General features: G+C 68.5%; 13 protein-coding genes and 1 rRNA gene. 11 read left to right on the forward strand and 3 right to left on the reverse strand.

Going from position 1 to position 13596, the window contains the following annotated elements; genetic code table 11:
* The 10 genes from rrf to ACIBU0_RS19615 form a co-directional block, all read left to right on the forward strand.
* A 5S ribosomal RNA gene (gene rrf / locus ACIBU0_RS19570) occupies positions 1-82 on the forward strand; the annotation flags it as partial.
* Positions 83-142: 60 nt separating this feature from the next.
* Complete coding sequence (locus ACIBU0_RS19575; RefSeq protein ID WP_398819663.1) at positions 143-787, forward strand: HAD family hydrolase; 645 nt, start codon at positions 143-145, stop codon at positions 785-787.
* Positions 788-856: 69 nt separating this feature from the next.
* Positions 857-1597, forward strand: coding sequence for a VC0807 family protein (locus ACIBU0_RS19580; protein WP_398819666.1), 741 nt, complete (start codon positions 857-859; stop codon positions 1595-1597).
* Positions 1598-1690: 93 nt separating this feature from the next.
* Positions 1691-2950, forward strand: a complete 1260-nt coding sequence (locus ACIBU0_RS19585; protein ID WP_398819668.1) for an MFS transporter — start codon at positions 1691-1693, stop codon at positions 2948-2950.
* Entirely contained in the window at positions 2901-4073 is a 1173-nt protein-coding gene (locus ACIBU0_RS19590; RefSeq protein WP_398819671.1) for an acetoin utilization protein AcuC, read from the forward strand. The genes ACIBU0_RS19585 and ACIBU0_RS19590 overlap by 50 nt, the downstream gene beginning before the upstream one ends.
* Before the next feature lie 308 nt (positions 4074-4381).
* Positions 4382-5197 carry a phosphatase gene (locus ACIBU0_RS19595; RefSeq protein WP_398819674.1) on the forward strand — a complete coding sequence of 272 codons (816 nt, stop codon included), beginning with the start codon at positions 4382-4384 and terminating at the stop codon, positions 5195-5197.
* Positions 5198-5326: 129 nt separating this feature from the next.
* Positions 5327-5539, forward strand: coding sequence for a helix-turn-helix domain-containing protein (locus tag ACIBU0_RS19600; RefSeq protein WP_004984898.1), 213 nt, complete (start codon positions 5327-5329; stop codon positions 5537-5539).
* A gap of 156 nt (positions 5540-5695) precedes the next feature.
* Positions 5696-5794: a 30S ribosomal protein bS22 gene (locus ACIBU0_RS19605; protein ID WP_003948845.1), complete on the forward strand. Its 99-nt coding sequence runs from the start codon at positions 5696-5698 to the stop codon at positions 5792-5794.
* Between the two features lie 256 nt (positions 5795-6050).
* A complete protein-coding gene (locus ACIBU0_RS19610; protein WP_398819677.1) occupies positions 6051-7112 on the forward strand; it encodes an NAD-dependent epimerase/dehydratase family protein in 1062 nt (353 codons plus the stop codon).
* Positions 7113-7126: 14 nt separating this feature from the next.
* Positions 7127-8179, forward strand: a complete 1053-nt coding sequence (locus ACIBU0_RS19615; RefSeq protein WP_398819680.1) for a lysophospholipid acyltransferase family protein — start codon at positions 7127-7129, stop codon at positions 8177-8179.
* Between the two features lie 275 nt (positions 8180-8454).
* Here the strand turns inward: ACIBU0_RS19615 and ACIBU0_RS19620 are convergent, their stop codons facing one another.
* The 3 genes from ACIBU0_RS19620 to ACIBU0_RS19630 form a co-directional block, all read right to left on the reverse strand.
* Positions 8455-9693 carry a DUF5667 domain-containing protein gene (locus ACIBU0_RS19620; protein ID WP_398819682.1) on the reverse strand — a complete coding sequence of 413 codons (1239 nt, stop codon included), beginning with the start codon at positions 9691-9693 and terminating at the stop codon, positions 8455-8457.
* A 260-nt stretch (positions 9694-9953) separates the two neighbouring features.
* Positions 9954-10727: an ECF subfamily RNA polymerase sigma factor, BldN family gene (locus tag ACIBU0_RS19625; protein WP_398819685.1), complete on the reverse strand. Its 774-nt coding sequence runs from the start codon at positions 10725-10727 to the stop codon at positions 9954-9956.
* A 1246-nt stretch (positions 10728-11973) separates the two neighbouring features.
* Entirely contained in the window at positions 11974-12909 is a 936-nt protein-coding gene (locus ACIBU0_RS19630) for an HAD family hydrolase (protein ID WP_398819687.1), read from the reverse strand.
* Between the two features lie 184 nt (positions 12910-13093).
* On the opposite strand from ACIBU0_RS19630, the gene ACIBU0_RS19635 reads away from it, so the two are divergent.
* Positions 13094-13381 (forward strand): glutaredoxin family protein, encoded by a 288-nt coding sequence (locus ACIBU0_RS19635; RefSeq protein WP_398819690.1) that lies wholly within the window; start codon positions 13094-13096, stop codon positions 13379-13381.
* Positions 13382-13596 lie beyond the last annotated feature (215 nt).

The following is a 13596-nucleotide window of genomic DNA, read 5'->3' on the forward strand; positions in this document are numbered from 1 at the left end:
CATTCCGAACCCGGAAGCTAAGCCTTACAGCGCCGATGGTACTGCAGGGGGGACCCTGTGGGAGAGTAGGACACCGCCGAACAATTCTTGAGAAAGGCCCACGCCATTTGGCGTGGGCCTTTCTGCGTTTATGCTCCAAGGCATGCGTTATGACCTCGTCATCTTCGACAACGACGGTGTGCTCGTCGACAGCGAACCCATCTCCAACAAGCTTCTGGCCGCCTACCTCACCGAGCTCGGGCACCCCACCTCCTACGAGGACTCCCTGCGCGACTACATGGGCGCCGCCATGCACCGCGTACACGACCTGGTGGAGGAGCGGACCGGGCAGCGGTTGCCGGCGGATTTCGACGACGTCTTTCACGCGCGGGTGTTCGCTGCCTTCGAGCGGGAGTTGAAGCCCGTGGCCGGGGCCATCGACGTACTGGAGAAGCTGGCGGCGGACCGGGTGCCGTACTGTGTCGCGTCCTCCGGGAGTCATGCGCGTATTCGGGTGGGACATCGGGCCACCGGGCTGGACCGGTGGTTCGGGGAGGAGCGGATCTTCAGTTCGCAGGACGTGGGGCGGGGGAAGCCGGCGCCCGATCTGTTCCTGTACGCGGCCGAGCGGATGGGGGTCGCGCCGGAGCGGTGTGTGGTCGTGGAGGACTCGCCGTTGGGGGTGCGGGCGGCTGTCGCGGCCGGGATGGACGTCTACGGGTTCACGGCCATGACGCCCGCCGAGCGGCTCGCGGGAGCCACTCAACTCTTCGTCGGCATGGACGAGTTGTCAGGTCTGCTGCACTGACATTTGTCATGCCGAGCTCCGGACGATCGTTTCTACTGGAGGACCCCGCCCGGACGACAAGCTAAGGGCATGACGACGAACACGGTGTCCCAGGGCCAGAGCAGCAACCAGACCCCCAGCATGCTCGACAACTTCCGTCCGCTGATCGTGGATGTGGCGCTTCCGCTCGGTTCGTATTACCTGTTCAAGGACGCCTTCGGGATGAGCACCTTCGCTGCTCTCGCCTGGAGCAGTGTCGTCCCGGCGGTACGGACCGCCTGGAGCCTGGTGAAGGAGCGCAGGACGAACGGGCTGGCGGGGCTGATCCTCGCCGTCAACGTGGTCTCCCTGCTGCTGAGCTTCGTCTCCGGCGACCCACGGCTGATGCTCGCCAAGGACGGTGCGGTCAGCAGCACGGTCGGCATCGGCATCTTGGTCTCGGTCGCGCTCGGCCGGCCGATGATGACCGCCGGCATGAAGCCCTTCCTGGTGAAGGGCGACCGGGCGAAGGAAGCCGCCTGGCAGCGCCTGGCGTCGGGCCGCGCGGCCGCCTCGGCGGACTTCCTGCGCAGGGAGCGGGTGTTCTCCGTGGTGTGGGGCGTGGCACTGCTCGCCGAGTGTGTGGCACGGGTCGTCGGGGCGTACACGATCCCGGTGGACACCATGGTCTGGCTCGGCGGGGTCATGATGGCCGGTGTGATGGCGGTGACCTTTGTCGTCAGCGGTGGTCTGGCCGCCGGGCCGATGGAGGCGATGATCCGCGACGAGGTGAAGGCCCAGGCGGACGCCGAGGAGGCGGACACCCGGACCGAGGTCGCCACCGCGGCGTGACGATCGTCGGTACGCGCTCGTCAGAGAAGCTGAGGAGAATTCATCTTTGGCTGGATCTACCCACCAGTACGCCGGGGCCCTACGCTCGCCGCCATGACAGATGTGCTGCGGCGCGGTAGGGCCTCGTTGGCGTTCAGCTTCTTTGCTCAGGGTGTCGCCTTCGCGCTGCTCGTGACCCGGATTCCGGCCATTCAGGACCGGTACGGGGTCTCCGACGCGCTGCTGCCCGCGTTCCTCGCCGCCGTACCGATCCTGGCCGGTGTCGGGAGTGTGGCGACCGAGCGGCTGGTGCGGCGCATACCGCCGAGTCGGCTGCTGCGGTGGTCCCAGCCCGTCGTGCTCCTGGCGCTGCTCGGGGTCGGGGCGGGTGAGCGGCTGGTCGAGCTGGGGGTGGCGCTCGCCGCGTTCGGGCTGGCCGTGGGCGGGCTCGACGCCTCGATGAACATGCTCGGGGTGAGTCTGCAGCGGTCGTACGGGCGGAGCATCATGCTCAGCTTTCACGCCGCGTACAGCCTGGGCGGGATTGTGGGGGCCTCGCTGGCCTGGGTGGGGGCGCACTGGGATCTGGCGCTGGTCATGTCGTATCTGCCGGTCGTCGTGGTGTTGTTGCCGGCCGCGCTCGTGGGGAGTCGGTGGTACGTCGACGGGGGTGGCGGGGGTAGTGAGAGGGATGAGGGTGTCAGGGGCGATGTCGTGGCGGGGGCGTCGGGGGGAAGTGGGCCTTTCGTCTTCAAGGTGCTGCTGCCGTTCTGTCTCGTGATGACCTTCGCGTACATCGGGGACTCGACCGTCTCCAACTGGAGTGCGAAGTATCTGCAGGACGTGCTCGGGAGCTCGGAGCAGATGGCGACCGTGCCGTACAACGTCTACATGATCACCACTCTGCTGGGGCGGGCCATCGGGGACCTCGGGGTGCGGCGGTTCGGGGCGGTCGCGGTGGTGCGGATGGGGGCGCTGGTGGCGGCCGGTGGGTTCGCGGTCGTGGCCGGGGCGCCGGGGGCGTGGGTCGGGATGCTGGGGTTCACGCTGCTCGGGGTGGGGTTGTGCGTGCTGGTGCCGCAGACGTTCGCGGCGGCCGGGCGGCTCGCTTCTGAGAGGTTCGGTCCTGGGGCTTCGGATGCGGCTATTGCGCGGCTCAATGTGTTCAATTACGTGGGGTTTTTGATCGGTTCGCCTTTGGTGGGGGCGCTGGGTGATGCGTGGAACTATCGCGGGGCCATGCTTGTGCCGATGGTGTTGGTGCTGGTGACGCTTGTGTACGCCCGGTCGTTCGCCGCTCAACCGGACCGATACGGTGGCGGGCATGAGCGGCCGCGCACAGCTGATGTGGGACGAGGCAGTAACGGGCTATGACTTCGGCCGGGACCATCCGATGGACCCGGTCCGGCTCGCCCTGACCAGGAGGCTCGTCGATGCCTTCGGGCTGGACAAGGACGTCGATGTCGTGGCGGCGCAGCCGGCCGGGGAGTCGACGTTGCGGCTGGTCCATCGGGAGGACTACATCCAAGCCGTGAAGGCGGCCTCGGTGGATCCGGCGGCGGCGGACCAGTCGTATGGGATCGGGACGCTGGATGATCCTGCCTTCGCGGGGATGCACGAGGTCTCCGCGCTGATCGCGGGGCAGTCGGTGGGGGCCGCGGAGGCCGTGTGGCGGGGGGAGGCGCTGCATGCGGTGAACTTCGCCGGTGGGCTGCATCATGCGATGCCGGGGGGTGCGTCGGGGTTCTGTATCTACAACGATGCGTCGCTGGCCATCGCCCGGCTGTTGGAGCTGGGGGCTGAGCGGGTCGCCTACATCGATGTGGATGTGCATCACGGGGACGGGGTGCAGGCCGCCTTCTGGGAGGATCCGCGGGTCCTCACGATCTCCTTGCACGAGCATCCGCGGACGTTGTTCCCGCAGACCGGGTGGCCGGAGGAGACGGGGGCCGATTCCGCGGAGGGTACGGCCGTGAATGTGGCGTTGCCGGCCGGGACCGGGGATGCGGGGTGGCTGCGGGCGTTTCATGCCGTGGTGCCGGAGCTGATCGCCGATTTTCGGCCGCAGGTGCTGGTGACTCAGCATGGGGCCGATACGCATTTCGAGGATCCGCTGGCCCATCTCGCGGTGTCGTTGGATGCGCAGCGGGCTGTGCAGGTGGCTTGTCATGATCTGGCGCACGAGTACGCCGGGGGGAAGTGGGTCGCGCTGGGCGGGGGTGGATACGCCGTGGTGGAGGTTGTGCCGCGGTCGTGGACCCATCTGGTGGGGATTGCGGCGGGGCGGCCGATTGCGCCGGAGGCGATGATTCCGGAGGGGTGGCGGCAGGAAGTTTTTGCGCGGACGCGGCAGTTGGGGCCGGTGCGGATGACTGATGGGCGGTGGCCTGTGGGGTGGGCCGGGTGGGAGGCGGGGTACGACCCCGCGGATCGGCTTGATCAGGCGGTGCTGGCGACTCGTAAGGCGGTGTTTCCGTTGCGGGGGCTGTTGGCGTAGGTGGGGGTGCGCTCGGTTTTTCTCGCCCCCGCCGCCCCTACCCGTCCCATCCCTGAAGGGGCTCCGCCCATTCCACCCCGCCAGGGGGCTGCCGCCTCCTGGACCCCCGCTTCGGCCCCGAAAGGGCCTCGTCCTCAAACGCCGGACGGGATGAAATACCCGGACCGGCGTCGAGGAGCGGACGCCTCCTGTGGGTGGGTGGGGGATTGGGATGGCTGTGCTCGGTTCTCCCGGATTCATTAGCCCGACTGTGCGGTGTTTCCCTGTTCCCGCGTCCCCTTGCGGTTCCCTCCGTCAGCATCGTTCGCGTGGTGAGTAGCGGAGCCCTTCGTGCGCATCTTGTGGCCGTTCGGCTTGCGGGGACTGTGGCTACCTCTCGGGAGGAGAGTCTCAGGAGTTATCGGCTCTTTGCTGCTCGTGATCCGCGTGTGCTCATGGGGCTCGATCCCGAGGGGAGCTGGGAGCAGCGGGATTTGATCGCGTTGATGGCCGACAAGTGTGGGGTTTCGGCCGATCCGGCGTGCACTTCCGGACTTGATGTGATCGATCCTGGGCGGACTTTGAGAGGTCTGGATGCGTTTTCCGATCGGATCGGTGCTGCCGCCCAGCGCAGCGCACCCGTGCTGCTGGGTACCGGGCATCCCCATCGACTGCTCGGTTTCTACGCCGCCTTGGCGGACGCGCTGTCGGCGGCGGGGTGTGCCGTTCTCACCCCCGCGCATGGTCGCTGTGTCGACATAACGACCCGGTTCGGCCTACGTACGTACAACCTTGACTACGTACGAGGAGTCGCGTTGGTGCGGGAACCCGGCGCTCCGAGCACCGGGCGTGAGACCGGCGCACACACGCACTCGCCCCTCCCGGTTCGTACCGCGCTCGCCGCCGCCGCGGAGGCCGGCGGGCCGCTGCCGGAGCTGGTGATCGGGGACCACGGCTGGGTCTGCGGGGCAGGTCAGCTGGGGTTTGAGGCCATTGGTCTCGCCGATACGAATGACCCCGCGCTCTTTGTGGGGCAGGCGGAGGGGGTCGTGTCCGCCGTCGTTCCGGTTGATGACGGTGTGCGGTCTGTTTACTACCGGCCGCTTACCCGCTACGTACTCAATCGAGCGTGTCTGTCACAGTAGGCCGCCGATGGGTGCACCTCTTCCCCACTCGCATCACCCGCCCCTACATTGGGGAGTGAGCACGCAGCGACGAAGAGTCACCGGAAGGGGAAGCCGGTGGCCGTCGAGTGCGGAAGGTTCAGGTGTGTCATGGCTGCAGCTGGCGAGAGGCCTCTGAACGAGGTTCAGTTCCTTACCGTGGCGGAAGTCGCCTCGGTGATGCGAGTGTCGAAGATGACCGTGTACCGGCTGGTGCACAGCGGTCATCTGCCCGCGATCCGGGTGGGGCGGTCCTTCCGCGTCCCCGAGCAAGCGGTTCACGAGTACCTCCGCGAGAGTTATGTGGGGGTGGAAACCGCCTGACGGCGTGGGCGAGGGGGGATCCTCAGGGCTGTTCAGGATTCCCCCGCGCCCCCTCGATTACGACCTCAGCGCTCGGGCGGGTAGGCTAGCCCCTCGTAGGTCGTGTGGGCCCATGGCGCCCAAACACCGAGTGATGAGAAGTGAGCGAGGGTAGTCGTGGGCTCTGTTATCAAGAAGCGGCGCAAGCGGATGGCCAAGAAGAAGCACCGCAAGCTGCTCAAGCGCACGCGCGTTCAGCGTCGCAACAAGAAGTAAGCGACGCCGCGGAAGCGGCGGCGTGCTTGTGGCCCCCCACCACATCGGTGGGGGGCCACATGTATATCGAGGTGGTGTACGAGGGGGCGAACCCTGTGCGTATGCCTGGACAAAGCCCTGACCCGTCTGGTCGTACGCAGGGAATTCTCGTCACTTCATGCATTGGGTGGTCATCACAGCGCAACATCGACCCGCTAGGTTGGCCACACACGGGGAACTCGGCAGGGGTACGAGTGCTGGAAGGAAGGCGCTGATCTTGGGCAAGGTCGTGCTCGTGACCGGAGTGGCCCGTCAACTGGGCGGCCGTTTCGTACGACGGATCCAGCGTGACCCACAGGTGGACCGGGTGGTCGCCGTGGACGCGGTCCCGCCCGAGCATCATCTGGGCGGTGCCGACTTCATCCAGGCCGACATCCGGCAGCCCACCATCGCGCGGGTGCTGGCCGAGAGCGGCGCCGACACGGTCGTACACATGGACGTGACCGGAACCGCGCTGGGCAGTGGCAGCCGGACCACGGTCAAGGAGACCAACGTCATCGGGACCATGCAGCTGCTGGGTGCGTGTCAGAAGTCGCCCACCGTGAAGCGGCTCGTGGTCAAATCCAGTACGAATGTGTACGGGTCCGCTCCCCGTGACCCGGCCGTGTTCACCGAGACCACCCCGCCCAAGTCGCTGCCCAGCGGCGGCTTCGCCAAGGACACGGTCGAGGTCGAGGGGTATGTGCGGGGCTTCGCGCGGCGGCGGCCGGACGTCGCCGTGTGCGTGCTGCGGTTCGCCAACATCCTCGGACCGAGTGCCGACACTCCCCTCGCCTCGTACTTCTCGCTGCCCGTGCTGCCGACCGTCTTCGGGTACGACCCGCGGCTGCAGTTCGTGCACGAGGACGACGTGATCGAGGTGCTGCGCATCGCCTCGCACGAGCCGGAGCGGGGCACGCTCAACAGCGGTACCTTCAACATCGCCGGCGACGGCGTCCTGCTGCTCTCGCAGTGCTCCCGGCGCCTGGGCCGCCCCACTGTGCCGCTGCTGCTCCCCGCGGTCACCTGGGCGGGCTCCCTGGTGCGTACCCTGGGCATGTCGGACTTCTCGCCCGAACAGATCCGGTTGCTCACGCACGGCCGGGTCGTGGCGACGGACCAGATGCGAGAGACGCTCGGATTCAAGCCGAAGTTCACGACGGCGGAGACCTTCGCGGAGTTCGCGCGAAGCCGCGGACCGGGTCTGCTGCCGCCGGAGGCCCTTGCGGGGGCCGTCGACCGGATCGCCGCGCTGCCCGTCCTGGGCGGCGGTCACCCCCCGACGCCTAGCGCCAACTGAGGAGCGCATCAACGATGGCGGACGCCAAGGTCATTCCGTTCGACGACGACCGGTCCCGCGGGAGCGCCGTGCAACGGCCGTCGCGGCGCCGGAGTGCGGGGAGCCGGCGCAAGAACGGTGAATCCGCGCTGGTACGCGAGGTCCAGCCCCTCCCCGGACGGTCCTTCGCGCAGGATGATGTTCCTGTGACACGTGAGGAACAGCCGCCCCAGAAGACACAGGACGACGGCGGCCTGGAGCGGCGCATCGCGAGCGGCCTGGCCTTCCTGCGCCGCCGCCTCACCGGCGACTACGAGGTCGACGACTTCGGGTACGACGAGGAGCTCACCGACCAGGTCCTGATGTCCCTGCTGCGCCCGGTGTACGAGAAGTACTTCCGGGTCGAGGTGAAGGGCGTCGAGAACATCCCGACCGAGGGCGGCGCGCTGATCGTCGCGAACCACTCGGGGACGCTGCCGCTGGACGGCCTGATGATGCAGGTCGCCGTGCACGATCACCACCCGACGGGCCGGCACCTTCGCCTCCTCGCCGCCGACCTGGTCTTCATGCTGCCGGTGGTCAACGAACTCGCCCGCAAGCTCGGCCACACCCTCGCCTGTGCGGAGGACGCCGAGCGGCTGCTGGGCGAGGGCGAGTTGGTCGGGGTGATGCCGGAGGGCTTCAAGGGCATCGGCAAGCCCTTCAGCGAGCGCTACAAGCTGCAGCGCTTCGGCCGCGGCGGCTTCGTCTCCACGGCCCTGCGCAAGGGCACGCCGATCATCCCGTGCTCGATCGTCGGGGCCGAGGAGATCTACCCGATGATCGGCAACGCGAAGACGCTGGCCCGCCTGCTGGGCTTCCCGTACTTCCCGCTCACCCCGACCTTCCCGTGGCTGGGCCCCCTGGGCGCGATCCCGCTCCCCACCAAGTGGACGATCCAGTTCGGCGAGCCGATCCCGACGGACGGCTATCCGCCGGAGGCAGCCGAGGACCCGATGCTGATGTTCAACCTGACCGACCAGGTGAGGGAACAGATCCAGCACACGCTGTACAAGTTGCTGGTGCAGCGGCGGTCGGTGTTCTTCTGACGCCGACGGAAGAAACGTTTGTACGACGCGGGGGTGCCTTCCTCGGTCGGTGCCGCCGGGCGGAGTCCGGCGCAGCTGTCCGCGGCCTGCGAAGCAGTGCAAGGGCAGCAGACAGGAGGGGCCCAGTTGCTGGTGCAGCGGCGGTCGGTGTTTTTCTGACGCCGACGGGGTGGCGCTGACCGAAGAAACGTTTGTACGACGATGAGGGCGCCCCCTGTGAGAGGGGCGCCCTCATCGTCGTACTCATGGCCGTACGAGTTGCTGCTTTGCGGCGGCTAGTTCGCGTCCTCGCCCTCGATGCCGAGGCCGGGCAGGAGGCCCGGGAGGAGCGGGGGAAGGGTGACGGCGGGGTCGGTGCTCGGGGTCGATGTGGACGGGGACGTGCTGCTGGTGTCCTTCGGCGGGTCGAGCAGGCCGCCCGTGTTTCCGCCGAGCAGGCCCTCGCCCTGGCTGCCGGAGCCTTCGGTCGACCTGCTCGGGCTGCTGGACTGGTTGCGGTCGGAGGAGCCGCTGCCCTTGCTGGGGCCGGCCGACCGGTCGGAGCCGGAGCTGCCGGTCGACGCCGATCCGGAGCCGCCTCGCCGCTTGCCGTCGCCGCCCTTGGCCGGGGGCTGCGGGAGGAGGGACTCCAGCGGGGCGACCTCTTCGTCTATGGCGTCGAACACCGACGACACCTTGGTACTGACGTCCACGAGCTGAAGGGGAAGCCGCTCGCGGAGGTTGCCCCACGCGGCGCGGTGCGAGCGGGAGAAGGCGGAGAGGGCCTGGATGGGGCCCAGGGAGTCGGGATGGCGCTGGTACGCCTCGCGCAGCAGGCGATGCCCCTCGGAGGCGTCGTGCTGCATGCCGGACAGTGCGCGGCGGATCTCGGCGAGCGACTCGTGGTCGAGCTGTCCGCCGCGGCCGCGCTCCATCAGCCGGCGGGCCTCGCTCAGCCGGGTGGAGGCCTGGTCGAGGTAGGTGCGCCCGCGCTCGTCGTCGCCGTCGGCCAGGACGTTGAGCTTGAAGTCCTCGATGCCGCGCTTGAGGGGGTAGAGGGAGTCGCCGGGCAGGGCGTCGGAACTCGCCGCGGCCACTCCACCGAAGGCTCCCGCGGCGACACCGACGCTGAGTCCGCCCGCGGTGAGGCCCTTGGCAAGCCGTGAACGGGGTCGCAACTTCCCCAGCGGGGAGGCCCGATGGGCTCCCCGTGCCCGGTCCGAACGCTGCTCGGGCAGGGCGGCGCCCGCCTCGCCTCCCACCGCGCCCTCCTGCAGCATGGCCTCCATCGCGGCCACGAGCTGGGCTCGCTGGACGACCTTGACCTCGGGGTCGAGTACGGGCTTGGGCAGCTCGCCGAGGCTCTCGGTGAGGGCCAACAGGCGCCTCTGCTCGGTCTGTTCCGCAGCAGCCGGTGACGGTGCCGATCCATCGGGCTGCTCGGCCTGCTCGGCCGCCGAGCCCCGGTCGGTCAGCTCCTCCAGGGCCTGGGCGAAGGCGTTCGCCCGCCGGTGTGCCGATACGTTCGCGATCACTGGCGGCACCTCCTCTCGTGATGACGGTCGACTCCCCAGGGGGTCCTGAGGGTTGCACGCCCTGACCACATCCACGCGATCGAGTGAACGAAGTCGGCCAGGGAGTGACCACAGGGAGCCTGCATCCCGCACAACGAGTGGCTCGGCACTTGGGTTACGGACGGCGGATGAACGAACCGCGAAGTCAACAGACTTTCACTTACGGTGAGTTGGCGATTGCGGAGTGTGTTGATTCAAGGAGGGGCGGGCGGGCGGCGTGGTCAGCGCGCGTCGTCCGGGAGGAGCCGGGCGAGCGTACGGACGGCCCGGTACTGGAGGGTCTTGATGGCGCCCTCGTTCTTGCCCATGACGCGGGCGGTCTCGGCGACCGAGAGGCCCTGGAGGAAACGGAGGGTGACGCACTCCTGCTGCTGCGGGTTGAGTCGTCGTACGGCGTCGAGGAGGGCGGCGTTGGAGAGCGACTCGAGGACGGAGTCCTCCGGGGAGCGCTCGACCTCGTTGGCGTCGAGCATCTCGCCCGTGGTCACTTCCAGTCGGAAGCGGCTGGACTTGAAGTGGTCGGCGACGAGGTTGCGGGCGATGGTGACGAGCCAGGCGCCGAAGTCCCGGCCCTGCCAGGTGAAGGTTCCGATGCGTCGCAGGGCCCGCAGAAAGGTCTCGCTGGTGAGGTCCTCGGCGGTGGCCTTGCCTCCGACTCGGTAGTAGATGTAGCGGTAAACGGTGTCGCTGTACTGGTCGTAGAGCCGTCCGAACGCGTCGGCCTCGCCGGCCTGTGCGCGTTCTACGAGATCCATCATGCGAGCGCTGTCGCTGTCCGCGGCGGGCCGCCGAGCGGTCGCCGCGCCGGCCGCGCGCCCGCGTCTGCCGACGGCGGCGCCGCCGTCGGCGAGCGCGTAGCACGGGCCTACGGGCACGGTGGTTACGGCGAGGGCGGGGACGGCGTACGCGGTGGGGACGAAGCCGCGCAACAGGTCTTGGACCGTTGCGCGCAGCGTAGCCAGGCCCGAGGCGTCAACCCCGACGTGTGGGTACACGGGACTCCCAGAGGCAGAGCTTCCATCACGTGCAGTGCGGGACCGTTCACCCGTCGTAGCGACGGAGGGGTACCGGTTTGCGTCTGAGGAGAATAACGCTTCGTGCAGGCACTGCTACGCCCAGTTGCTCAAATCACCGATTGCGTCTCTTCTGTAACCGATTGACGGTCGATCAAGTGCCGCAGGGTGACCGGTTGTTGATCGAATTCGTCCGGGTTCCGGCTGACTCCGGGGCGTGTTGTGGCCGTGTGCAGCCAAGGGGACTGGACAGGGGGTTGTGGGGGTATGGGGTGCGGATTGGCCGCATGGCCGGGCGTGGTCAACCCGGCGCCCCAGGGATTCGCCCCCGCCGCCCCTACCCGTCCCATCCTCCAGGGGCGCTGCCCCTTCGACCCCGGTCCCTGGGGGCCGGCGGCCCCCAGACCCCCGCTTCGGCCCTGAAGGGGCCTCGTCCTCAAACGCCGGACGGGCTGAAAGACGCGGGCCGGCGTCGAGCAGTGGCTGACCGCAGCGGGTGGGTGGGGATCGGGATGGCTGTGCTCGTCGTTGAACGCCGGACGGGCTGGATGGTGCGGGTCGGTGTCGAGAAGTGGTCGACCGCAGTGGGTGGGTGGGGATTGGGATGGCTGTGCTCGTCGTTGAACGCCGGACGGGCTGGATGGTGCGGGTCGGTGTCGAGAAGTGGTCGACCGCAGTGGGTGGGTGGGGATCGGGATGGCTGTGTTCGTCCTCGAACGCCGGACGGGCTGGGATGTCTGGGCCGGTGTGGAGAGGTGGACGCCCTCGCGGGTGGGTGGGGGTCAGGGATGGTGGGGCTCGGCCCCTGCCCCCCGGCGAAAGTCGCAGGCACCACGTGCGCCCCCAGGCGGCTGCCTGGGTCGCCGTAGGCATACCGGCACCCCCCCCAGCCGCAGAAGGGCGCCGCAGAGTTGCCCGTCCATTCCCATCCGGCCTCAGTTGCACCAAGAGGGCCAGCACGCCCGCGTGCTCGCGCCAGTCGCACCGCTGTCCAGCTGTGTGGCTGAGGCCTGCCCTCACTCGCCCTGCTGTTCAGCCGCATGGCCGAGGGGTCCCCCGCTCAGCCGCACGGCGAGGTGCCGGTGTGCCCGCATTTCCCGCGCAGCTCTGCGGTGCCGGTCAGCAGCTGACGTCGCCCCTCCCCGCGCGCTTCGGCAGTCGCGCTACGAGGCAAGCGTGGGGACGGGCGTGCGGGTCACGCAGGCCCGTGGGCCCCAGTCTCGCCCCGCTATCGCCGGCGTCGGTGCAGCGCGATGGCCGCGGCCGTTCCTCCGGCCACTGCGCCCACGCCGGCGGCCGCCGGGATGCCGACCTTTGCTGCCTTTCGGCCCGTGCGGTAGTCGCGTAGGCGCCAGTCCAGTTGGCGGGCGTGTTTGCGGAGTTTGGTGTCGGGGTTGATGGCGTAGGGGTGGCCGACGAGGGAGAGCATGGGGATGTCGTTGTGCGAGTCGCTGTAGGCCGCGCAGCGGGAGAGGTCCAGGCCCTCTGCCGCTGCCAGGGCGCGGACCGCCTCCGCCTTTGCCGGGCCGTGGAGCGGTTCGCCGACCAGTTTGCCCGTGTAGACGCCGTCCACCGATTCCGCCACCGTGCCCAGGGCGCCCGTCAGGCCGAGGCGGCGGGCGATCACCTGGGCGATCTCCACGGGGGCGGCTGTGACCAGCCACACCTTCTGGCCCGCGTCCAGGTGCGCCTGAGCGAGTGCGCGCGTGCCGGGCCAGATGCGCTCGGCCATGTACTCGTCGTAGATCTCCTCGCCGATCGACATCAGTTCGGAGACGCGGTGGCCCTTGACGATCGACAGTGCCGAGTCGCGTGCGTCCTGCATGTGCTCGGGGTCCTCGACCCCGGCCAGCCTGAACCACGCCTGCTGCCAGGCGAACTTGGCGAGGTCGCGGGTCTCGAAGAACTTCCGCTTGTACAGGCCCCGCCCGAAGTGGAAGAGGGCAGCACCTTGCATCACGGTGTTGTCCAGGTCGAAGAAGGCGGCGGCCTTCTCGTCGCCGAGTACCGGGAAGTCCGGTTCCGTCGAGGAGGTCTCCGGGACCTCCGAGGCCGTCGCTTCCTGCGACGACTTGCGCGCTGCCTCCGCAGAGGCCTCGCCTGCCAACACACTCCGCGCCGTGGCGGAGCGCCTACGGGGAGTGAGCCATCCGAGAGCGGCCATGACCGTGAGCATAGCCAGTTTGTTCGGTGCAACCGGAGTCGAGAGGTTTGAACGCTGTGAACTCTCCGCGACCGTGTCGTTAAAGGAGCGATCCGGCGGGCCGTCGGCCTGGCGGGGTTCGCTGGTGGTTCGCTCGTGGTTCTGTGGATCTCCCTCACGCCCTCGGCGTCCTCGGCGCGCGAGAATGGCTGACATGAGCCCTCTCTTTCGTCGCGGCGCGGCCAAGTCGCCCCAGGACCGGCTGGTCACGCTCATCCGCAAGCCCGGGTGTCATCTGTGTGATGACGCACAGATCGTCGTCGAGAGGGTTTGTGGGGATCTCGGGGTTCCCTGGGAGGAGAAGGACATCACCGAGGATCCTCAACTGCACGACCAGTACTGGGAGCAGATCCCCGTCGTCCTCGTCGACGGAGCCCAGCACACCTTCTGGCGCGTGAACGAAGATCGCCTCCGCAAAGCCCTGAGTGAGTAGTCCCAAGTACTGACCGACCAGTCCAACTGGGCCGGAAACTGGCTTAGGATCGACGGCGACTTGGTCTCGGGGGCGGGGATCGTTGAGGAGAGTGTGCGGTTTTGCCCCCAGGAGAAGAGGAACGGTGGTGCGAATGCGCCGGTTCCATACGAGCGCGCCGGGCGTGCGTGAGCCCGGTCACGTTGGGCGGGCAAATCGGACACCATCTTTGTGCA

This window comes from Streptomyces sp. NPDC049627, assembly GCF_044465645.1.
Lineage (GTDB): Bacteria > Actinomycetota > Actinomycetes > Streptomycetales > Streptomycetaceae > Streptomyces.